At 42.8% G+C, this 23,008-nt stretch carries 15 protein-coding genes and 1 pseudogene; 7 read left to right on the top strand and 9 right to left on the bottom strand.

Features of this window, described 5'->3' with window-relative positions; all coding sequences use genetic code 11:
* Positions 1–188: 188 nt before the first annotated feature.
* Both typA and mscL read left to right on the top strand, forming a co-directional pair.
* Positions 189–2,039 carry a translational GTPase TypA gene (typA, locus tag AC2SLM_RS01025; RefSeq protein ID WP_486551446.1) on the top strand — a complete coding sequence of 617 codons (1,851 nt, stop codon included), beginning with the start codon at positions 189–191 and terminating at the stop codon, positions 2,037–2,039.
* Positions 2,040–2,313: 274 nt separating this feature from the next.
* Positions 2,314–2,745 (top strand): large conductance mechanosensitive channel protein MscL, encoded by a 432-nt coding sequence (gene mscL / locus AC2SLM_RS01020; protein WP_486551444.1) that lies wholly within the window; start codon positions 2,314–2,316, stop codon positions 2,743–2,745.
* Positions 2,746–2,883: 138 nt separating this feature from the next.
* Here the strand turns inward: mscL and mutM are convergent, their stop codons facing one another.
* The 8 genes from mutM to cysM form a co-directional block, all read right to left on the bottom strand.
* Positions 2,884–3,810, bottom strand: a complete 927-nt coding sequence (mutM, locus tag AC2SLM_RS01015) for a bifunctional DNA-formamidopyrimidine glycosylase/DNA-(apurinic or apyrimidinic site) lyase (RefSeq protein ID WP_486551442.1) — start codon at positions 3,808–3,810, stop codon at positions 2,884–2,886.
* Between the two features lie 14 nt (positions 3,811–3,824).
* Positions 3,825–6,449 carry a RelA/SpoT family protein gene (locus AC2SLM_RS01010; RefSeq protein ID WP_486551440.1) on the bottom strand — a complete coding sequence of 875 codons (2,625 nt, stop codon included), beginning with the start codon at positions 6,447–6,449 and terminating at the stop codon, positions 3,825–3,827.
* A gap of 242 nt (positions 6,450–6,691) precedes the next feature.
* On the bottom strand, positions 6,692–8,254 hold the full coding sequence (rlmD, locus tag AC2SLM_RS01005) for a 23S rRNA (uracil(1939)-C(5))-methyltransferase RlmD (RefSeq protein ID WP_486551438.1): 1,563 nt from the start codon (positions 8,252–8,254) through the stop codon (positions 6,692–6,694).
* Positions 8,255–8,398: 144 nt separating this feature from the next.
* A complete protein-coding gene (locus AC2SLM_RS01000; RefSeq protein ID WP_486541703.1) occupies positions 8,399–9,901 on the bottom strand; it encodes a tripartite tricarboxylate transporter permease in 1,503 nt (500 codons plus the stop codon).
* A gap of 4 nt (positions 9,902–9,905) precedes the next feature.
* Complete coding sequence (locus AC2SLM_RS00995; RefSeq protein ID WP_486541705.1) at positions 9,906–10,361, bottom strand: tripartite tricarboxylate transporter TctB family protein; 456 nt, start codon at positions 10,359–10,361, stop codon at positions 9,906–9,908.
* A 76-nt stretch (positions 10,362–10,437) separates the two neighbouring features.
* Entirely contained in the window at positions 10,438–11,460 is a 1,023-nt protein-coding gene (locus tag AC2SLM_RS00990; protein ID WP_486551436.1) for a Bug family tripartite tricarboxylate transporter substrate binding protein, read from the bottom strand.
* Positions 11,461–11,713: 253 nt separating this feature from the next.
* Positions 11,714–12,529: a 3'-5' exonuclease gene (locus tag AC2SLM_RS00985; protein ID WP_486551435.1), complete on the bottom strand. Its 816-nt coding sequence runs from the start codon at positions 12,527–12,529 to the stop codon at positions 11,714–11,716.
* 91 nt (positions 12,530–12,620) lie between these two features.
* Positions 12,621–13,568 (bottom strand): cysteine synthase CysM, encoded by a 948-nt coding sequence (cysM, locus tag AC2SLM_RS00980; protein ID WP_486551433.1) that lies wholly within the window; start codon positions 13,566–13,568, stop codon positions 12,621–12,623.
* Between the two features lie 209 nt (positions 13,569–13,777).
* On the opposite strand from cysM, the gene AC2SLM_RS00975 reads away from it, so the two are divergent.
* From AC2SLM_RS00975 to AC2SLM_RS00965, 3 genes are all read left to right on the top strand, one after another.
* On the top strand, positions 13,778–17,335 hold the full coding sequence (locus tag AC2SLM_RS00975; protein ID WP_486551431.1) for a histidine kinase dimerization/phospho-acceptor domain-containing protein: 3,558 nt from the start codon (positions 13,778–13,780) through the stop codon (positions 17,333–17,335).
* 134 nt (positions 17,336–17,469) lie between these two features.
* Entirely contained in the window at positions 17,470–18,285 is an 816-nt protein-coding gene (locus AC2SLM_RS00970; protein ID WP_486541715.1) for a crotonase/enoyl-CoA hydratase family protein, read from the top strand.
* Positions 18,286–18,835: 550 nt separating this feature from the next.
* Positions 18,836–20,077 (top strand): multidrug effflux MFS transporter, encoded by a 1,242-nt coding sequence (locus tag AC2SLM_RS00965; RefSeq protein WP_486551429.1) that lies wholly within the window; start codon positions 18,836–18,838, stop codon positions 20,075–20,077.
* Positions 20,078–20,495: 418 nt separating this feature from the next.
* On the opposite strand, the gene AC2SLM_RS00960 is transcribed toward AC2SLM_RS00965, so the two are convergent.
* Positions 20,496–20,987 carry a DUF2799 domain-containing protein gene (locus AC2SLM_RS00960; RefSeq protein ID WP_486551428.1) on the bottom strand — a complete coding sequence of 164 codons (492 nt, stop codon included), beginning with the start codon at positions 20,985–20,987 and terminating at the stop codon, positions 20,496–20,498.
* A gap of 398 nt (positions 20,988–21,385) precedes the next feature.
* On the opposite strand from AC2SLM_RS00960, the pseudogene AC2SLM_RS00955 reads away from it, so the two are divergent.
* Positions 21,386–22,027: pseudogene (locus AC2SLM_RS00955) on the top strand (ParA family protein); the annotation flags it as partial.
* Between the two features lie 245 nt (positions 22,028–22,272).
* The gene (locus AC2SLM_RS00950; protein WP_486541721.1) at positions 22,273–22,818 is read left to right on the top strand and encodes a hypothetical protein; all 546 of its coding nucleotides are present in this window, start codon (positions 22,273–22,275) and stop codon (positions 22,816–22,818) included.
* Positions 22,819–23,008 lie beyond the last annotated feature (190 nt).

The raw sequence follows: 23,008 nt of genomic DNA, 5'->3' as shown, positions 1-23,008 counted from the left end.
TTAGTAGTTATTTATAAAAAAAGCTGCCTAATTGGTGGCTTTTTTTATTTTTATCAAAAGTAGCTTTTTCATGTTTTCTTAACGAAGCTGTAAAATGAGTTTATAAACTGTCACATAATAGTGCTATACTGCAGCCCTGAAAATAAGTTACTAATTATTACCCGCAAAAATATTGAGTCTTTAAAATTATGTCTAACGAAATAAAAAACTTACGCAATATCGCTATCATAGCTCACGTTGACCACGGTAAAACGACCCTAGTTGATAAACTATTGCATCAATCAGGTACTTTTGACGAACGTGCTAATATTGCGGAACGCGCAATGGATTCAGGCGCAATTGAGCAAGAACGTGGAATCACGATTCTAGCGAAAAATACTGCTATCAAATGGCAGCATCCTAAAAGAGATATCGAATACCGTATTAATATCGTAGATACCCCAGGTCACGCCGACTTCGGTGGTGAAGTAGAACGCGTTATGTCTATGGTTGACTGCGTACTACTTGTTGTAGATGCTATTGATGGCCCTATGCCACAAACACGCTTTGTAACCCAAAAAGCTTTCGAACAAGGCTTAAAGCCAATTGTTGTTATTAATAAGATTGACCGTCCAGGTTCGCGCCCTGATTGGGTAATGGATCAAATATTTGATCTGTTTGATAACTTAGGCGCAACCGATGAACAGTTAGATTTCCATGTGGTTTATGCCTCAGCACTAAACGGTATCGCTGGCCTTAGCGCTGATGATCTTGCTGATGATATGACCCCCCTGTTTGAAACCATCGTTGATGTTGTAGAGCCACCACAAGTCGATGCGGAAGCACCTTTCCGTATGCAAATTTCGAGCCTTGATTATAATAGCTTCGTTGGTGTTATTGGTATTGGCCGTATTGAACGTGGCCGCGTTAAAACAAACACACCGGTTACAGTTGTCGATAAAGAAGGCAATACTCGTAACGGCCGTATCTTAAAAATCATGGGTTATCATGGTCTAGATCGTGTTGATGTTGATGATGCACAAGCAGGCGATATCGTTTGTATTACTGGTATCGACTCTCTGAATATTTCAGATACCATCTGTGATCCTAACCATGTAGAAGCCTTGCCACCGCTAACTGTAGATGAGCCAACGGTTTCTATGACCTTCCAAGTAAATAACTCACCATTTGCTGGCCGTGAAGGTAAGTTCGTAACGTCACGTAATATTCGTGAGCGTTTAGAGCGTGAATTGATTCATAACGTAGCATTACGTGTTGAAGATACAGAATCAGCTGAGAAGTTCAAAGTATCTGGTCGTGGCGAGCTTCACTTATCAGTACTTATCGAAAACATGCGTCGTGAAGGCTTTGAGCTTGGTGTGTCACGTCCAGAAGTTATTGTTAAAGAAGTAGATGGTAAGCTACAAGAGCCGTATGAAAACGTTATTTTTGATGTAGAAGAACAGCATCAAGGCGCGATTATGGAGCAGGTAGGCCTACGTAAAGGCGAGATGACAGATATGCAATTAGACGGTAAAGGCCGTATGCGTATTGAAGCTGTTATGCCTGCACGTGGTCTTATTGGTTTCCGTTCTGAGTTCCTAACGTTGACTTCAGGTTCAGGTATCCTAACCTCTAGTTTCTCACATTATGGTCCACAGAAAATTGGTGAAGTTGGCGGCCGTACTAACGGTGTTCTAGTATCAATGGCCAACGGTGTTTGCCTAGGTTATGCACTATTTAACCTACAAAAACGCGGTAAACTATTTGCTGAGCCTCAGCTTGAAGTTTACGAAGGTATGATTGTTGGTCTGAACTCACGAAGTGATGACATGGTTGTTAACCCAACAACAGCTAAACAGTTAACCAACGTACGTGCCAGCGGTACTGACGAAGCGTTGACCTTAGTGCCTGCAATTAAGTTCACACTAGAACAAGCGCTTGAGTTTATCGAAGATGATGAATTGGTTGAAGTAACGCCTAAATCTATTCGTCTACGTAAAAAGTACTTAACTGAAAGTGAGCGTAAGCGTCACGGTCGTAGCAAAAAAGACAGCTAATTCGTTTTAAGTTCTCTGGGTTACTTTAAGTAAGGCAGAAAATGACAGGGTTAACATAGTGATACTATGTTAACCTTTTTTTTGTGTTAAATTGCATACCGCATTTATTATTATGTAATGATATGAATAAAATCATGTAGATTGCCTACAATAATAAGTTGTTACGGATTTAAGAAATTGTTAATATCTGTTCCCCAATTATTTAGTAAAGTTAGTGACCTGAATAACGCTACTTACCAAACTGTCGATAGTCAGGTCTATGGAGAAAATGTTCATGAGTATGGTGTCAGAGTTTAAAGAGTTTGCCCTAAAAGGCAATGTAATGGATTTAGCAGTGGGTGTAATCATTGGTGGCGCATTTGCTACGATTACCACATCATTGGTTGAAGATCTTATTATGCCAATCGTCGCCTTTATTTTCGGCGGTGAGATTAACTTTAAGAATATGTTTGTTGTGCTTGGCGATGCCCCTGAAGGTGTTGCTATGACTTATGATGCACTTAAAGAAGCCGGCGTACCTATCCTAGCTTATGGTAGTTTCATTACTGTTCTAATCAACTTCCTAATCCTTGCATTTATTATCTTTATGATGGTAAAAGGTATGAACTCTATGCGCCGCAAAGAAGAAATAGCAGAAGAGGCGGTAGAAGAGCCATCAGAAGAAGTATTATTACTTCGTGAAATTAGCGCGAAATTAAATAAATAAGTATTTTTAGCTAAACTAACCTGTTATTTGTTGCTATATAGCATATAAAAAAGAGACCCAATTGGGTCTCTTTTTTATGTGCGCTACGTTTATATAGCTATACAACTTTAATACTGTAACCGTTTACAGCATCATCAGTTATAAGGGCTGACATTGTGGGCAAAACGTACTGGCACGACCGGTAATGGTCACTTTATCAATAGGTGTATCACAGTGGGGGCAGGGCTGTTTATACTTTCCATAGACATCTAAAGTCTGCTGAAAGTAACCGGTAGTCCCACTGGCAACCGTGAAGTCTTTAAGCGTAGAGCCCCCTTTTTCGATAGAGCTTTTTAGTATCGCGCGTATATGCTCAGATAAGGTCGCGAGCTGCTGCTGGGTTAGAAGATGGGCTGGTGTACTGGGATGAATACCAGATAAAAATAGACTTTCTGTGGCGTAGATATTACCCACACCCACCACAAACACCTGATCCATAATCACTGCTTTAATCGGGCGAGTAATCGGTTTCAATGCTGGTTTGGCAGAGGTTTTACGGTTTGTATTATCTTCAATACGATGGATACGATTATATAAGTAATCACCGGTAAACTCAGCTTCTAGGGGTTCAGCGCCTAGATGGTTAAATAGCTTGTCAGCGTAGTCATCAAACCATAGAATGGCGCCAAAGCGACGAGGATCATGGTAATGCAGCTGAATATACTGATGTTCATCACTGGCATCCAAGGATTGAGCACAAAAATGAATAATCAAGTGATCATGCTTACGCTTAGGCGTCCCTTCAGGGAATTGCTGTAAGCTACCCGACATTCCAAGATGTACGATAAGCGATAAAGTATCTGAAAACGCATTGCTATTAACTGACTCTGGGTCACGTACAAAGTCTAGAATCAAGTATTTAGCACGTCGTTTTACTTGCAACAATGTATGGTCTTTTAGCTTGCCAATATCGTCAGGGATGGGCCAACGCAGCTTTGGTTGAAAGACTTGTACATCGCTGACTGTTTTGTATAGTAAAGGGTCTAAACTGTTTTTGGTGGTTTCGACTTCTGGTAATTCAGGCATGATACCTCTTGTTGTTAAACGGCTCGTCTGGCATGTAGAATACCCGGTTGCTGCTCAAGTTTTGCCAATAATTTAGACAGTTGAGACAGCCCCGTGACTTCGAGCTTAAACTTTAATCGGGCGATATTATCATCGTCACTATTGGTATCGACACCGCGAATATTCACATCTTCTTTGTCAATCACCTGAGTCAAGTCACGCAATAAACCGCGTCTGTCGTAAGCTTCAATGATAATCTCAACCGGCTGATAGCTGGTCTGCTGCGATACCCAAGAGGCCGGAATTTGACGTTCAGGTTCGCGCTCAATCAAGCGTGCATACTCAGCACAGCCGCGATTGTGAATTGAGACGCCACTACTTTGAGTAATGAATCCGGCAATAGGCTCACCATAAATAGGCTGACAGCAGTTGGCAAAGCGCATTTCAATGTTATCTAGACCATCAATGCTGATTTTATAAGCATCTAGCTTGCCGGTGACTTTAGGATGTACGCTCGGCGTGTATTCTTGCTCTTCTTTATCGGTAACAAGATCAAGCTCACGTGAGATATGGCCTGTTAGCTGGTGGATACCAATATCACCAGTGACCAAGCCGACCAAAATATCGTCAGCAGAGTTCACGTTATTAAAGTGCTTAATATAGTCTTTAAGGTTAATACTATTAGGATGTAATGATAGGCGTGTCAGCTCTTTGGCGAGCATTTGCTTACCAATCTCAAGGTTCTTATCTCGGTCTTGCTTATTAAACCATTGACGTAGCTTCGAACGAGCACGGTTGGTATGAATATAACCCAAAGAGGGTACCAACCAATCTCTATTAGGCTCACGAGAAGACTTGGTAATAATCTCTACTTGCTCGCCAGTTTTGAGCTGATAGGTTAGGGGTACATAGCGCTGATTAACGCGAGCTGCCTGCGCTCGGTTACCCACTTGGGTATGTACATAGTAAGCAAAATCAAGAACGGTGGCACCTTTAGGCAGCTCAGTAATATCTCCATCACGGCTGAACACATAAATGTGCTCAAGCTCATTGAAATCGACCAGTTGCTCTTCTTCATCAGGCTCTTGGTCTAAATCATCCTGCAGTCCTGCAAGCTCTAGATTCTTATTATTGGCATCACTACCAGCAAGCAGTAATTGACGTAAGGAGTTTATCTTTTGGCTAAGATAAGCGTCCTGCTTATTCTTACCACCTTCTTTATAATTCACGTGCGCACACATACCAAGCTCTGCTTCAAAGTGCATTTGGTGGGTGCGAATTTGAATCTCTAATGACTTATGTTCGGCAATGACGGCGGTATGTAGCGAGCGATAACCGTTCGACTTTGGATTGGTAATATAGTCGTCGAACTGCTCAGGAATATGGCGCCACATACCATGTACCAAACCTAGGGTATGGTAACACTCAGCCTGTGTATCAACGAGTACCCGCAGCGCTCGTATATCATAAAGCTGACCAAAAGATAAGCCTTTAAGCTTCATTTTACGATAAATGGAATAGATATGTTTGACGCGCCCAGAAACCACACCTTTAATGCCGGCTTCTTTTAAAGCCTCTTCAAGCTGCTTCTGTACACGCTCGATGTATTCTTCGCGCTCGCTGCGCTTCTCAGATAAAAGCTTAGCAATCTCTTTATAGCGATCAGGCGCTAAGTAACGGAAAGCTAAATCTTCAAGCTCCCATTTAATTTGTGCAATACCCAGACGGTGTGCAAGAGGGGCATAGATGGTCATGACCTCACGCGCCACACGTTGCTGGCGCTCGACACTGGCGTAAGACAGCTCACGCATGGCGAAGGTACGCTCGGCAAGCTTAATAAGTACCACACGCACGTCGTTGGTCATAGATATAAGCATGCTGTAGATGTTAGACAATTGCTCACGCTGATTGTTCGCAAAGTGATCTTCTAAGCGCTTGTTGCTCTCAATGGTTTCAGAAAGCTGCCCCATTGCGAGCGCATCTTTAACTAAGGTGGCGACCTCTTTACCAAAGTTCTCCTCAATCTGCTCATTAGAGATAAGTGTGGTACGTGCAGCACGATATAACATGGCAGCAGTCAGCGCATTTTCATCTTGGTATAGATAGGTCAGTATATCGGTCATGCCGATACCTGTCATATAGGCGCTAGAGCGATTGTCCTTATCTTCTGTAAGACTTGACTGAGTGCCAATTAAATTACAGGCCTTTGCTAAATCAGGCAACTCATCGATATTGACACGATTGGCCACCGCTTTTAACCAAGCTGGCAAGTCAATAATAGTATTATCAGCAAGAACAGTGTTTCTCTTAAGCTCATCACTAGGCGCCGCTGAGTCTGAAGACTGCGGGTTGGCTAGATTATTTTCAGAAGGCGTCGGGGTGCTTTTAGAAAAAGTAAGTGTGTCGAGTTCAAGGTTATTTGGATGAATGAGGTCATTCAGCGGTAATAGCTCACTACTGATGGAACGATCCATCGCCGTCATGAGTTTGGAGGTGGTCAGCTGCTTTTTGAGGTCTTCATTCAGCATCTCAAAAGAGGGTCGGGCAGGGTTGTAATACCCATGTTGCTGCTGAGCAATCATTTGGGCAGCAAGGGAGGCGCTGTCTTCTTGTGTTGTCTGACCGTCAATAAGGGGTAACCCTTCACGAACCTTTACCAAATTTTCCTCCCTCAAAATCCGTCTGGCAACCCACAAAGTGTACGTCGCTCTATAACTATTCTATTACTTAATTATTATCTTATTTATAAATAAAAATTCAAGGCGCACTGTGTGAGCAGCTGTAAGGAGATGGTAACAATAAAAACTCCCTAAAGCCGCTCTCTGTCCGATGTTTAAATGTGTTCAGGATAATATAACTGCTTAAGTTGGACCTAAGTTAAAACGGTCTAAGTTAGAACGGTCTAAGCTAATGCCACTTTTTCAAAACGAGCAATCGATTCAACATGACCGGTATGACAGAACATATCCATTACACCAGCATCTGTGAGTCGATAGCCTTGTTCGATAAGTGCTTTGGTATCGCGGGCAAGCGTGGCAGGATTACAAGATACATAGACAATGCGCTGAGCATCAAATCTTGGTAAATACTGCATGACTTCCCAAGCGCCAGAGCGTGGTGGATCAATTAAAATCGCATCAAAACCCTGCTGCGCCCAAGGTTGGTCGCTGAAATCTTGCGTTAAGTCTTGGTTATAAAACTCCGTATTAGTGATGCCATTTCGCTTAGCATTATCAGAGGCACGTGCCGTCATCGCATCTGAGCCTTCGACACCTATCGCCAGACCTTGCGTACCATCTTTACCGCCAACAAGACGAGCAAGAGGTAAACTGAAGTTGCCAAGGCCACTAAATAGATCTAAAACACGCTCTCCTGATTTTAAATCTAGCAAATCACATGCCAACTTAGTCATCTTACGGTTTACCGATAAATTCACTTGGGTAAAGTCAGTAGGAATAAACTCGTAGGTTAAATTAAACTCAGGTAACTTATAATACAAACGACCGAATTTCTCGCTAATATCGTCACCTTCATGTAAAGCAATACGTTTAATACTGTCAGGACCTTTAGATTGCAGGTATAGCTGCCAATGACGTGCTTTAAAAAACTCTTTTAGTTTGTCGATATCAGCATCCGAGAGTGGCTCAAGATGGCGTAATATTAGGGCAACCGGTTGATCGCCATCAGGCAGATCAGGCTGTGACTCACCCATTGCAAGCTCAATCTGGGCGATATGAGCACGGGCCTCTAGCGAGCTGATTAACGCTTTTAGATTCTCAAGCTCAAAGCCAATACGCTCATCGAGAATATGACACTCGTTTAGCTCAGCTAGGAAGTTGCTGTTGCGCTCACGGAAACCTACTAGGGCGGTTTCTTTTTTGGCGACATAACGCACACCCATACGCGCTTTAGTTCGATAACCCAAGCGATCGCCAATCACAGGCGCAAGCCAGTTATCAGGCTGGACACCAGCTTGATGGTCTAATAGTTCAGCCAATACGGTTTGTTTAAATGCAATCTGACCATCTGGTTGCCAATGCTGCAAGCTACAGCCACCGCAAACACCAAAATGAGGGCAGGGCGGTGTTTGGCGTTCTGGATGTGGATTGGCTAATATCTCAATCGCATCGCCTTCTTCAAAGCTTTTGCGGCTATTGGTTAAGCGCACGTTGACTGATTCATTTGGCAGGGCAAAGCTGACAAAAACCTTCTTGCCATGCTTGTCTTCCGTGTGACCGTCGTCCACCCCAAATTCATTGCCATAAACAGCTACGCCGCGGCCGTCATGAGATAAGCCGTCTACTTTAAATGGCAGGGGTGGCGCTTCTTTTAGACGACGACGTACACGTGAGCTTGGTTTCGATAGCTTTTTGCTTGGCGCTGCGGCAAGAGCTGATTTGCCTGTATTCTCCGGCGTGTTCTCTGCTTTGTTTTGTGAGGTGTTCATTGTATCGGTGGGCTGCATAAACCTGCCTATCTATTAAATGTACATGAAAATGGGGTTTGAATTAGGATAGATTTTAGCACAGGGGATTGTTTAATGAGCTATAAATATTAAAAAGGCACCCTATGGATGCCTTTACTCTTATACCTTTTATCTAGGCTTAAATTAAGTACGAGGTTTATATCTACGAATATAAATACTGCGAAAGAACGGTACAAATACCATTAATATTGATAAGGACCATAGTGCTAAAGTGATGGGGCTACTCCATAATATCCCTAATTCACCTTGAGAAATGGATAATGCACGTCTCAAGTTAGATTCCATTAACTCTCCCAGAACATAACCTAAAATTAGAGCAGATAGAGGGAAATTTAACTTTCTTAAAAAATAACCAAAAACACCAAGAGCTACCATAAAAATTAAGTCGAAGGTAGTGCTATGAATTGAATAGACACCCACAAAACTAATGGCTGCGATGGCAGGTAAAAGCATATAACTTGGAATATTTAACAGTTTTGCGAAAAAGCCTACTAAGGGTATGTTTAATACTAATAAGATAATATTGCATATAAATAGAGAGGCAATTAAACCCCATACAATGTCAGGTTGCTCAGCAAACAATTGAGGACCAGGTGTAATATTGTAAAGGGTAAGAGCTCCCATCATTACTGCAGTGGTCCCAGAACCAGGTACGCCCAACGTTAACATTGGAATGAAAGAGCCACATGCAGAAGCATTGTTCGCAGCCTCTGGTGCAGCAACCCCTCTCAAATCGCCCTCTCCAAAAGTACCACTTTTACCCGCTATTTTTCTTTCACTAGCGTAAGTCATAGCACTTGCGATAGTAGCACCAGCCCCCGGTAAGATACCTACGATAAAACCCATTAATCCGCTGCGTAACATCGTTGCAAAGCTAAACATAAACTCTTTAAAGTTTAATAAACTCCGTTTGCCTTGTTCAATAACTTTATGCCCAGTCGTAGTTCTCTCTAATAGTATAAGTATCTCACTAACACTAAAAAAACCAATAACAATGGTGGTGAATTGTATACCATCTGAAAGATGAACTGAATCAAAAGTGAATCGATAGATACCAGTTACTGCATCAACTCCAACTGTTGCTAAGCCTAAACCTATCAAGGCTGAAATAGCAGTTTTAATAGGTTGATCCCCGACAAGCCCGCTTAAACAAGTAATAGCAAATACCATTAGTACAAAATATTCAGCAGGACCAAAAGATACGGCCCATTTTGCTAGTAGTGGTGCAAATAAGACAACGCCTATAGTGGCAATAGTTGCACCTACAAATGAACTAACCGCAGATAAGGATAATGCAATACCTGCTTTACCTTGTCGGGCCATAGGATAGCCATCTAGGGTAGACATAATGGCGCCTGCATCACCAGGAACATTAATTAAGATTGCAGAAATTCGACCACCATACTCACATCCTAAGTAAACAGCTGCTAATAAAATGAGAGCACTTTCTGGGGGTAGACCTAAGGCATAAGCAAATGGCAGCAATATTGCAACACCATTTATAGGACCCAATCCTGGTAACATACCTACGATGGTACCTAAAAATGCGCCTATAAAAGCGATAAGTAGGTTTTTAGGGGTCATTGCAATGGCGAAACCATGCATTAAAAAGTCAAAAGTTTCCATAAATTTAACCCCTTATGCCTGATAAAAACCCGAGTGGTAACTTAACATCTAAAAATATATCGAATAGGATATATAAAAAGACACTAAGAATTGCAGAGAATACAAAGCTTTTAACAGGGTTGCCTCCAAATAGAATACCTACGGCGAAAGACATTAGGGTGGTTGCTATAGGAAATCCAAGGGTCTCGAAAAATAAACCATAAATAATTAAAGCTATTACACATAGAATTAAGTTCCGAATAATAGCTGGATTGAAATTCAGGTCTATTTGTTTGGTAAACCTTGAGGGTCTTAATGCAACAATAAATAAGCCCAATGCAAGAAGCGAGAAGATTAATATTGGATAAGGTCTAGGTCCTATTGGATCGTAAGCAATTGGTGCCGTATAGCCTATTGCTAAATATATTAGCCATAGACTGATAGCTCCTAAAAGACCAGAGAAAAGACGCTCCATTGTCATAATTTCATTCCTAAAGCTTGAAAGTAAGAAAGTTGGAAAAGGTATTTAAACCAACTCTTACCATTCTAGAGATTAATTATTGCTCAATAAGATTGAATTGAGAGGATAATTCTCTAAGCTCTCCAGTACGTTTATATACGTATTGTTCTAATTCTTCACCCGTCATAGAGAAAGGTAATAATTCTCTTTGCTCACGGATTTCAGCAAACTTAGGGTCAGCTAACATTTTATCAAAGCTATTTTTCCACCAATTATAAGCTTCTTCACTTACATCTGGCCCCATATAGAAACCGCGAATAACTGGCCATACTACGTCATAGCCTTGTTCTTTAGCGGTTGGAATATCTGCCATATTACCCTCTAGTCTTTCGTCTGAAAAGACTGCTAAAACACGAAGCTTTCCAGCATTAACTTGAGGCATTACTTCTGCTATACCAGAGCTGACGGCAGTAATATGTCCACCAAGTACAGCAGTTATAGCCTCTCCACCACCTTCCATGGCGACATAGGTCATACTACTAGGATCAACGCCTACTGTTTTAGCGAACATAGCGGTTTGGAGCCAGTCTTGTCCACCAACACTACCACCCGCACCAAAACTCACTGATTTAGGATCGGTGTTTAGCGCTTTGGCTAAGTCTTCGAGGTTTTTAATTGGCGAATCGGCACTTACGGCAACGGCACCATAATCAGTACCAACTGCGGCCAACCATTTGACATCCTGTTCGGTATACTTTCCAAATTTACCTTGCGAAAGGTTTAGTATTGAACCTGTTGAGAAAGCAATAATGGCATCATTGTTTTCACGATCATTGCTGACAATTTTATTATAGGCAACTGCTCCCACGCCACCAGGCATATAAGTAACCCGCATTGGCTTTTCAAGTAGTCCAGTTTCTTTTAAGCCAGACTGAGCAAGTTTACAGGTTAAGTCAAAGCCACCGCCAGGTTTAGCTGGGGCTATACATTCAGGGCGAGAGGGTTCTCCAATAGGATCAGTAGAAGTTGAGGTTGAGGTTGAGGTTGATTCAGAAGGGTTGTTACAAGCAGTTATTGATAGAATTGATAGTCCAATAGCTAAATAAGATAGTTTTTTCACACTAAATTCCTTTTTTGTGTTTTTTATCACTTAATGACTACTAATAAATCGAAGAGTCATCAATAATGTTATAGATTTTAAAACGGGTTGGTTCAACTTGGTAAGTTGATGCTCATAAGATGAAAAATTACTCATGAATAGACTATGAAGCATCCATGCTATAGCTCACAGATAATGCAACAAAAATTAGAAAAACTCAATACTTCTTTATAAATTTTCTAATCTAGTCATATATTATCTATAGGTTAATACTTTAGGTATCCTGCCAACACGCCGAAAACTCTTGATGGCGCACACTGCCATCTTTTTCTAGTTTGGACGTTAAATAACTTCGAGTTTCCGCTTGCCACGCCTCAAAGTCACTAGAGGATAGTTTACCGCTTAGACGTTGCCAACGTAAATAAATCAACCATGTATTGAGTACATCTGATTCACAATAAATAGCCAATTTATGCCACTGTTCTTGCTGCACTAAATCGCCGACCATACTACCATCAATATCGGTTTTACCAGGCAGGCCATATAAGCTTGCAACTACGTGCATGGCTTCTCTGTGGCTTGCGCCGTATTGACTAAAGCGGTCCATCAAATCCAGATGTCTGCTTTGATAGCGATTAACATAGTTATCAAAGCGCATACTATTAATTCGGTTACCCTCTTCAAATAACAATGGCACGCTTAAATCATACTGCATTGCCCGATATATCAGCACTGGAATATCAAAGCCAGAACCATTCCAGCTCACTAGTTGAGGGAGGTTGTTAATATCCTTAAAGGCTCTAAAAAAGGTCTGGATAATCTCTTTTTCACTTTTTGTTTCACCGGTCAATGAAAACAAAGAGAACTGACCGTCTTTAATATATAGCATAGAAATGCAGACGATACGCTGCAATGGCAGACGCATAAAGGTATGACCTGACTCTTGCAGACGTAAGTTGTTTAATGCCGTCAGCGTGTCTTCATCGTTAAGCTTTGCTAGTTGCGAATAGACTTGGCGCGCCCCGTCTAAATCGGCAACGGTCTCGATATCAAAAACCAAAAGCGGCGTATTAGGAAAATCTGTCATCATATCTAAACCATGCTATAGACGATTATCAAGCGAATGAACAGTAGTCATGACTCAGCCATAACCACGACAAAGTTAAACTTTTAAAAAGGTATTACTCAGCAGTAAACAAACCTGTCGATAAGTAGCGATCACCGCGGTCACAAACGATAAAGGCAACGACTGCATCCGGCTGACTGTGTTGGATTTCAGCAGCAACTTGCAGCGCAGCCCAAGTAGCGGCACCAGAGGATACACCGGCCAAAATACCTTCGGTACGGGCCAGTTTACGCATGTATTCCTCTGCTATATGCTGATTGATATCAATAACACGGTCTACCACACTGGCATCAAAAATCTCTGGCTTATACGCTTCAGGCCAGCGGCGAATACCTGCAATAGATGCTTCTTCATCGGGTTGTAGGCCAATTACTTGGATATCTGGGTTTTGTTCTTTCAAATATTTACCAGTGCCTGAAATAGTGCCTGTGGTGCCCATTGAGCTAATGAAATGGGTAATGCGGCCTTGAGTCTGGCGCCATAATTCTGGGCCAGTTGTTTCATAGTGAGCAGCACTATTATCTGGGTTTGAGAACTGATTAAGCACAATGCCTTTGCCTTCTGCCTGCAATTGCAGTGCTTGATCGCGTGCCGCTTCTATACCTTCGTCGACTTCAATTAATGTCGCACCGTAAGCGGCCATCGCATCTTTACGCTCTTGAGTCGAATTAGTTGGCATTAGCAATATCATCTCATAACCACGCATTGCGGCAACCATGGCCAATGCGATACCGGTATTACCGCTGGTGGCCTCAATCAAGGTGTCACCTGGCTTGATATCACCACGTTTTTCGGCCTGCATAATCATATTAAAAGCAGGACGGTCTTTTACCGAACTGGCAGGGTTGTTGCCCTCAAGCTTGGCCAAAACTTGTACCTGACCGCTGATATCTTCAAGCTTTGGCAAACGCTGTAATGCGACTAATGGCGTGTTGCCAACACAATGCGATAAAGTAGTGACTTGTTCGATGAAATTAACCGGAAGTTGAGTTGATTTTGACATAAAAGCTCTCAGTTCAAAAAGGTAAGTGTGGGTTATATAGAATATCAATGTGGAGGATTATAGCATTTTGACACTCAGCAAGTTATCTGCAATAGGTCGAAAAACTGTTACACTTAACAGCTGGTGCTTTAGTCTCTATTGACCGCTGATGACTACGGCTAAACCTGCCCGTTTTCCTTTCTCATTTTACTATTATAAAAGTTTAAACCATGCGAAAAAAAATACTCGATTTTAGTAGTGCCTACGCTCAGCTTATTTTGATGGTGTTTTCACCCATTGTATTACTGGCAGCGGTGGGCGCGTATTTGGTTGAAAAGGAATCGAGTAAAGCCATTGAGTCTGAGCAGCGTACTTTAGCGACGGCGGCTTTGATTCGTTATGAGCCTATGGTAAAACAAATCTTGCCGGTGATTTTGAACAGTCAAGGCATCGGCGATATCCAAAGTAATTGGGAAGTTGACCCAGAGTTATCAGCTTCGGCTCAAAATAGCTTACCCGCTCTATCTCAAAGGTCTAATAACTCTAATACATCAAGCGATATACCACAAAATACGGATGATAATACTGAGCGTACTGACCGCGATGAGTTAGAAGTTGAGGATCAAAGCACACCCAATAATACAGGCGCCAGCTCACTAAACCTGTCTTTAAATAACACGCTTGCTGACAATCAAGTCATTGAGGAGAATTTGCATTCTTTAGACGATGTGCAAAAACGTATTAGCTTTATCTTATCTTCAATGAATAACAATCAACATATTCAGCGCGTGGCCGTGGTGGATGCCAAGGGTAATTTAGTGGCTTCATCAGGTGATCAAAATGCCATGTCGTGGGCGGTTATTATCAATCAAGAAGCGGCAGATGCTTATGGCTTTATTGAGGGCGTGCCGACATCAGCAGGCACCGCCTATGGTCATCTCTTAGGAGAGTATGAGGGCACTAAGTATTGGCTATTTGTCGATATGGACAATGAGCCATTAACCATTGCTCAGCTAAAGGTGTGGCTAGGACTTGGGGTAACCGGTTTATTTACCTTATTGATTTTGTTATTGAGTTTAAATATCTATGCTAAACGCTGGATTGCGCCAATTTATGACTTGCGCCTACATCTGCAGCAAATTACACCAGAGAATATGTATCAGCCGGTCAATACCGATTCGCGCGGTGAGCTAAATCAGTTGCAGCAGGATTTAATGAAAGCATTGCGCCGGCTGTATAGCGATTTTCAAGAATTAAAAGACCACTCTGATCAGACCGAAGATGACTTACGTGATGCGTTCGATGAGATGGAGATGCAAAACATCTTTATTCGTGAAGCACGGGATCAGGCGATATCCAGTAGCCAAGCCAAGTCTGCCTTTTTGGCCAATATCAGTCATGAACTGCGCACCCCGTTAAACAGTATCGACGGCTTTATTAATCTGCTGGCACGTCATGGTGAGCTTACGGCCGAGCAAGACTTATATGTACAAACCATTCGTAAATCATCGGCGCATTTATTGGCGCTGGTCAATGACGTGCTGGACTTCTCGAAAATTGAAGCGGGCAAACTGGTCCTCGATAAGCATGAATTTAGCTTGTATTCGGCCATTTATGATGTGATGGATATGCTATCGCCGCTTGCTGCTGAGAAGGGCTTACGCATGGCGGTGATGTACTATAACGATGTACCAAATACCATTATTGGTGATGCGCTACGCGTTAAGCAGGTGTTGACCAATTTGGTAGGTAATGCCATTAAATTCACAGATGTGGGTGAAGTGGTGGTGCGTGTTGGCATCGATGAAGTAGAGACCCTTGACAATGCCTATATTATCGACAGTGAGTCAGATGCAGATAATGCGCAGCAAGGCAGTAAACGCAGCTCAAACAACAAAGCTAAGTCTGGCGGCATGATTCATATTGCCATTCAAGACACAGGACATGGTATTTCCGAGAAAGCTAAGACTCAGCTGTTTAAAAGCTTTAGCCAAGGCGACCCATCGATTACCCGTCAATATGGTGGTACAGGGCTGGGCTTGGTAATCTCTAAGCAATTGACTCGATTGATGGGCGGTAAAATTGGCTTTTATGACAATGACAGCGAACGAGATAACGAACAGATGTCTTTGTCAGAATCAGGGATTGCCAGTAGCGGTTTAAACAGCAATCCTATGGGCAAAGCTGCGCTGCGTTCTGGGGCAACTTTCTGGTTTAGCATTCCGGCTCATGTCGAGATGGATGTGCCTGACGATATCGAGTTTGGTGCCAGTTTTGATAGCATCGATAACGAAGAAAAGGTGCAATTGCCGGTATTGTGCCCATTTGCTCAAGCGGACGGTAACGGTGATACGCCGTTTGAAATGCTAGTTTGGATTAATCACGCCTCTAGCATGCAGGTATTTATGGCGGCAGTCAGACCACTGAGCATTAATGTGACTATAGCACGCTCACTGGCCGGTGCGCTTGAAAAATTAAAAGAGGGTGGCAACCGTTGGGATTGGGTTATTATTGATGGCGGAAACAGTGAGGCACGTGAGGACAGAGCCGCTTTATTAAAACAAATTCGCCTGCATTATCAAGGTAAATTGGCCATTTTTGGTTATCAGGTTGCACTAGATGCACTGCTATTAGAGCGTTATAAAGCGCTTGGATTGTACCAACCTTTAGACAAGCGACAGCTATATCGTATGCTCGATACGCGTACGGCCAGTATGTCGACCATGGTGGCATCCCCAACGTGGCAAGGAACGACAGTATTAGCCGTTGATGATCACTTGCCGAACTTATTGGTATTAGATGCCCTATTAAGTGAGCTTGGTATTAAGGTGGTGACGGCCAGTAGCGGCTATGATGCGGTGGATATTATTAGCCGGCAGGTCATGTCTGAGACTTATCAATTATCGAATAGGGCTAATCCGAGTAGTATAGACAGTGCCATAGATTTAGATAATAAGGCGCTAGATAAAAAAGGCCGTATTGATCTGGTGTTCATGGATGTGCAAATGCCGCGTATGTCTGGCGATGAAGCGGCCAAAAAGATACGTCAGCTAGAAGAAGAGGCAAAACGCAGTCACAAAGCGTATCAAAAGCATTTGCCGATTATTGCCTTAACCGCACATGGCCTTGCCGATGGTAAAGACACACTTATCTCTGCCGGTATTGATGATTATGTGGGTAAACCGATTAGTCGTCCGCAATTATTGCAAATCCTTCAGCGCTGGCTTGGTAAAGGTGGCGAGGCGCCAACCCGTGCGTCAGCAAATAAGTCGCCGAATATTGCGACAGGATTGACTAAGCCTGAGCCGCAAACTCATTCAGCGAATACGGTTAACAGTGAGGGTAATATAAAGTCTCATGATGAATTACCTGTGGTCGATTGGAAAGATGCCTTGGTGCGTTCTGCAAATAAACCAGATTTGGCCAAGCAGCTACTAGTTATGATGCAAGCGTCTGTGCCAGAAGAGATTCATGCGTTAGAGGCTGCGTGGGAGATGCGAGACCGTGAAGAACTGGCTCAAATATCGCACCGTATTTTGGGTGCCAGTCGCTATTCGGGGGTACCGCAAATCCGTCAAGCCAGCCAAGACTTTGAAGATAAATGTTTACTGAATGTGCAGCATACGATTCCGTCGCAGTTTGAGATGTTAGAGAATTATTATGAGCGTCTAATCAGCAGTCTTAAAACGTTGCAGACGCTAGATTTAGAGCATTACATTGAAGAGCAAATGCAGGCGAATGATGCAAAAACGCTCAGTGAAAATGACATGACATGGAAAATGATTTAGCCCCTTTGATTCAGTCGTTTAATCCCTATTTGTCGATGGCTTAGCGCTAAATTTGTTTAGAAAATACTATTTAAAAAGGTCATATTTAGAAAAACGTTTATTACCCTTATTTTACTTATATAAAGAGGTCAGTTATGTCAGCCATTACTCGTAAAAGCTATCCACTATTAGCGCTTAGTGAACAAGATAATATCTTAACGATTACTCTAAACCGTCCAAACAAAAAGAACGCCATGAGCATTCAGATGATGCGTGAGCTGATTGATGTGGCTGAGCGTCTTAAAAAGGATCGCAGTATTCGTGCGATTATTATTAACGGTGCGGGCGATGCATTTTGTGCAGGGATTGACTTGGGTGATTTAAACAATCCAAAGAATGCATTGATGGGTCTGTATGAATTGGTCAAACCGAAGCAAAGCATTTTTCAGCGCGTTTGCCTCGTATGGCGAGAAGTACCGATGCCGGTTATTATCGCCACGCACGGCTACTGTATTGGTGCCGGCATGCAGCTAGCACTGGGCTGTGATATTCGGATTACCACGGCTGATTGTCAGATGGCAATTATGGAAGCCAAATGGGGCTTAGTGCCTGATATGGGACTGACACAGTCGGCGCTACATGTGGTGCGTGCTGACGTGTTAAAAGAGTTGACCATGACCGCGCGTATGATTGATGGCAAACGAGCGCAAGAGCTCGGTGTCTTTACTCATGTGGATGACGCGCCTTACGAGCGGGCACAAGCCTTGGCGGCCGAAATTGCCACACGCTCGCCAGATGCAGTACTCGCTGGCAAACGTGTCATCAACCGCATGACCAAGCAAAGCCGAGTGGCTCTATACAATGAGAAGGTGTGGCAATTAAAGCTGATGGCAGGGGGCAAAAACCGTAAACTTGCCATCAAAAAAGCTAAAGACAGCAGCGTGGCGTTCTTAAAGCGTCAATTTAAATAGTCGAGTCATATAGCGAGTTAAGTAGACAAGCGCATCCTTAAGTTATCATTAGGTACAGTGTGCGTAATTTTAGTTGAATAGACGGGGTGTAAGGGTAGGTAAGTTGTCATAAATTGGTTATCATGTAATTCTGATTTTGCTTAACCCTTCATCCTTAACAGCGCGTACCGTCCACTTGATATCTTGCACTTGATGTCTTGATGAGGTGTTTTGGTGCAGTACATTATCTTAATCCGCTGTTAACCGAATATCTTAGCCTACATTGGCAGTCTACCCCATTTACTGAACATTGTTTGAATAGCCTAGCTAATAGAATACTATTGGCTATTAAGAGGTCGGCTCCCAGCTCCTCTTAAATGGTCTTAATCTATCCAAATCAACCGCTTATAGCTTGATCGAAAGCCTAGGCAGAGAGAAGAGTAAAGCAAACCAATATTTATTTAATAAGCGTTCATAACGAATAATCATAACTGAATCTATAGAAATAAATAAGCACTCACCCCATTGGGTGAGGATGCTTTTCTTAAATTGTTAGGTGTGCGTATCTTTTATGTCAAATAATTCAACTCATCACAACACTCATTCCAGCGACCAAAAGTTACCGGTCGCTTGGATTATGATGCTTGGACTGATTGTTGCCATCGGTCCTTTATCTATTGATATGTATTTACCGGCGCTGCCGCGTATGGCAGATGACTTCGGTGTCAGTACCGCTCAAATTGCAAACTCTGTACCTGCATATTTTGCTGGTCTGGTATTTGGCCAATTGGTTTATGGGCCACTAAGTGATCGGGTCGGCCGAGTAAAGCCGCTGTATTTTGGGATGACGTTATATGTTATCGCCTCGCTCATTTGTGCCACCACAAACAATGAATATGTACTGTTTGCGGCGCGAACACTACAAGCCTTAGGGGCATGTGTTGGTGCTGTGGTTACCCGTGCGGCGATTCGAGATACATTGCCACCAAAGCAAATGGCAAAAGCGTTTTCGATCATGGTATTGGTCATGGGCTTAGCACCAATTTTGGCACCATCACTGGGTGCAGCCTTTTTGACTTTCTTTAGCTGGCACGCAATTTTTTGGTTCTTAGCCAGTTTTGGCATCCTAAACCTGTTACTAACTAAGTTCTTCTTTAAAGAGACCTTAACCGAAGAGAACCGTAGCCATCGTCCGTTTAATACCATTATTAGTCAATATATCGACTTATTAAAAGATGCCTCATTCGGCTTTCCGGCCATTGGCGGCGGTATGTTGATGGGGTCGATGTTTGTTTATATTAGTGCGGCGCCTGAGCTATTAATGGACGGGTACGGATTAACCGAAAGCCAGTTTAGTTTGATATTCGGTATGAATGCGGCAGGCTTTGTTATCCTCACTCAGGTCAACCAATTCTTGACCAATCGCTTCCGTCTCATCTCGTTATTGCGCTTTGGTGCATTATTACAGGTTACTGCGGCGACAGGTTTGCTAATATTGGGTGTTTTATTTGGTTCAGGAGCATGGCTACCACTGGTATTAACCTGTATCTTCTTTTGTATTGCAGGTCTAGGTTTAACGCAGCCAAACGCCTCAGCCATTGCTTTAGCATTCCAAAAACACCGTGCTGGTATGGCCAGTGCGCTTCAAGGCTCATTAATGTTCTGTGTGGGTATTTTCGGCGGACTTTTACTAAATATGTTCCCAGTAAATCCAGTATTTAAGCTTGGTGCGACCATGTTCTTATTAATGTGTTTGGGCACCTTCTTAATCTTTAAAATCGATGGTAAGTTAAATCTAGACAATGCCGATTAAACGGACTGGATGAATCATTATCCTGATATTTTTATCAATAAAAAGCGCTGCAAATAGGCAGCGCTTTTTTGGTCTAGTAAATTAGGGCGTGTGCAACATTCGCAAATTAGCACTGCTGATAGCTAAAATTGTTTCAGACTAGGCGTAAACCGTCGTTAATGTCTAGACCTTGATTAGGTTTGCAACAACGTCTGGGGCGATTTTAGCATGAGCCTCACTCGAGCACAGCTCTCGCCTTGCGAACGGGCAAAGCAGTGCTTTGCTTAATCCGTTCTCAGGGGCGGGACTCTTTTTTGCCAATATATTGCGAAATTGTCTAACTTAGAATGACTAAGCGTCAAAAATTTCACTGCATATTGACTAAAAAATAGTCGCCGCCAGTGCCATGGTCGAATGTTCCACACGCCCTATAGAAAGCTTACCAAATAGGTCTGAAATAAGGGCCATTCCAATAACGCGGACTGTAATAGCCGTAACGGCCGTAGCCATAACCCCAAGGATAGGGTGCGGCCAAATACTCTAGATCACGTTGGCGGATATAATAGTATCGGCCTTGATTATAAGCATCCTCTAACTTCTCAATACCTTCAAGCGGACAAACAGGTTGCCAGTCAAGGCCTTCACGTCCTAATTTATAGGCGTTCAATTCAGTGCAATAAGACTCTAAGCCTTGCTGACGGCCTTCTTCCCATAAAATGCGATTGGGCTCATTGCCAGAAACGCCGATGCATTCGCTAACGTGCTTGCCAAAATAGGCACCTGAGCGGCCTACAGCGCCATCAGCATAGCCAATCTCTTTCCAGTTGCCGCTCTGACATTGCTGCGCAGAAAGCGTCGGTGTGGTAGCACAGCCGCTAAGGGCCATCATCGCAAGTCCAATAAGACTGCTAGCTAAGGTAATGTGTTTCATGATTATCTGCCCTCGTCGTTTATTAAGCTTCTGTCATAAAGCCAAGCTTTTGAGCGTAAAGTATGGCGCTTAAAATAACGCTTACTCTAAAGTCTAACTCTGAATAGCCTATTTTTCTGTAAGCTTATATTGTATTTATTAGTTGTCATGCCGTCCATTTGCCAAGAGGCTTTGGTATGATAGGGTATCAATTTTACAAAGACAGCAAAGCAGCGGCTTACAGATTGGATAATAAAGCCCTTGTTTCTGGTTGTTTAGAGAAATTAATCAGTTTATTTTAAGCTATATTATTAAATAATATATTGAATTCAGATCCAATTAGACGTATATAAATAGTATAAATCATACATGGTCAGTAGAGTTTTTCAGTATTTCAACGATTATATGGGTAAACAGATATGAAGACCGTACTTGTAGCAAATCAAAAAGGCGGCTGTGGTAAGACCTCAGTCGCCATCACCCTTGCCGCTGCACTTGCTAATCAAGGGCAAACCGTAGCGCTAGCAGATGCAGACCCGCAAAAGTCGAGCTTACGCTGGCTTAAGCTGCGTCCAAGCGACGCCGCTAAGATATATTCAGTAGATTGGCATGATGAAGAGGATATAGGCGACTTACCTAAAAAGGTTGCCAAGAATCTGGGTAAAAAAGACTGGTTGATTATCGATGCACCTGGTTCGGTTAGTGCTGAGCGAGCGCAGTCTTTAATTAGTGAAGCAAAGGCGATTTTGATTCCGGTGCTACCCTCAATCTTTGATGCCGACAGTACCAAGCAGTTTTTGACTTCGATTCAAGATATAAAACGCATTCGTAAAGGTAAAGTTGATATCCATCTACTTGCTAATCGAGTTCGTCCGCAGAGTAGTACCAATCAGTCGCTACAAAGCTTCTTTCAAGAGATAGGACAGCCGCCGTTGGCTTGGCTTAGCGAAAGAACCTTATATCCGCAATTAGCCGAGCAAGGACTGAGTATCTTTGATCATACCCAAAAGCGCTACCGTGATGTGCAAGCCCAGTGGCAGCCGGTGATGGACGCTTTAATGCCCAAAGTTGCTAACAAATATGAGTCGCAATTAGCCGATGCCAATATCCCTGCCACACTAGAGAAATTAGCGACGGCAGATGATAAAAAATCAAAGTCGTCGGAACAAGATGATTCCACTTGGTACGAATAATGGTAAAATCTGAGCCTTTGTTGTAAAGGCTAATGCTTGCCACCTTATTTAAAGTCTGAATTTAGAGAGCCATTAGCCTAGATAATTTTACTGTAAACAATAACGGAAAACATATGGGTACTTGGATTGCAGTTGCCATCGGGCTGTTTGTATTGGGTAGTATGATGGCACTGAAGCCGAATGGGGTTGAGTTGCGGTTGGATAAGCTGCGGATGAGTGCCCGTAGATTAGAGCTTCACCCTAGGCTAATTTCGTGCCCTGAATGGATTCGTGGTCGTAATAATGAGTTTGGAAGCGGCATGATGGGGCAGTATGCGCTGGTCCTAGATGATATGAAGTTCCCAGAGACGCGTTATCAAGTGCTCGATGGACAGCTGCGCCCAGACAGTAGCGTCAAACCAGCCTCTGAGCAATCTCTAACAGAGCCGAGCGGACCTGTGGTTAATTACGATCTTGATGGGGAACCACTGGATTTACCCGATACTATTGCGCCTTTTGTAAAAGCGGTTTATAGCAAAGCCAATAGTCTAGTTGTCTTCTGGGATGACAGTGGTTATGTCAAGCCAAATACCAATCCGCATTATGATGCCAATCAGATAGAGCCCGACTTATTAGCCCTTAAATCAAGAATGCTAGATTGGGCGCAAAAACTCTCTTAATAGTATTGATTTTAAACACGATAAATAGTCATTCAATCATCATAATACGCACCTGCACTTGAAAAACACTGTTGACAGCGCAACTGTTAGCAGTGTAACGTCTATTCAATTTTGACCGTAATGTTGCTGTAAATAAGAGACAGCAATCACGATTACGGCGCACAAAACATAATTTATAAGAAAGATTAAT

The organism is Psychrobacter sp. CX16 (genome assembly GCF_057396245.1).
The sequence above is the reverse complement of the archived record's forward strand: the minus strand, read 5'-3'. Positions and strand labels throughout refer to the sequence as shown.

Coding starts and splice junctions, on each gene's coding strand:
- AC2SLM_RS00960 (WP_486551428.1), bottom strand. CDS start 20,987: ATGAAACACATTACCTTAGCTAGCAGTCTTATTGGACTTGCGATGATG.
- mscL (WP_486551444.1), top strand. CDS start 2,314: ATGAGTATGGTGTCAGAGTTTAAAGAGTTTGCCCTAAAAGGCAATGTA.
- AC2SLM_RS00985 (WP_486551435.1), bottom strand. CDS start 12,529: ATGATGACAGATTTTCCTAATACGCCGCTTTTGGTTTTTGATATCGAG.
- cysM (WP_486551433.1), bottom strand. CDS start 13,568: ATGTCAAAATCAACTCAACTTCCGGTTAATTTCATCGAACAAGTCACT.
- AC2SLM_RS00965 (WP_486551429.1), top strand. CDS start 18,836: ATGTCAAATAATTCAACTCATCACAACACTCATTCCAGCGACCAAAAG.
- AC2SLM_RS00950 (WP_486541721.1), top strand. CDS start 22,273: ATGGGTACTTGGATTGCAGTTGCCATCGGGCTGTTTGTATTGGGTAGT.
- AC2SLM_RS00995 (WP_486541705.1), bottom strand. CDS start 10,361: ATGACAATGGAGCGTCTTTTCTCTGGTCTTTTAGGAGCTATCAGTCTA.
- rlmD (WP_486551438.1), bottom strand. CDS start 8,254: ATGCAGCCCACCGATACAATGAACACCTCACAAAACAAAGCAGAGAAC.
- AC2SLM_RS01000 (WP_486541703.1), bottom strand. CDS start 9,901: ATGGAAACTTTTGACTTTTTAATGCATGGTTTCGCCATTGCAATGACC.
- AC2SLM_RS00970 (WP_486541715.1), top strand. CDS start 17,470: ATGTCAGCCATTACTCGTAAAAGCTATCCACTATTAGCGCTTAGTGAA.
- mutM (WP_486551442.1), bottom strand. CDS start 3,810: ATGCCTGAATTACCAGAAGTCGAAACCACCAAAAACAGTTTAGACCCT.
- typA (WP_486551446.1), top strand. CDS start 189: ATGTCTAACGAAATAAAAAACTTACGCAATATCGCTATCATAGCTCAC.
- AC2SLM_RS00975 (WP_486551431.1), top strand. CDS start 13,778: ATGCGAAAAAAAATACTCGATTTTAGTAGTGCCTACGCTCAGCTTATT.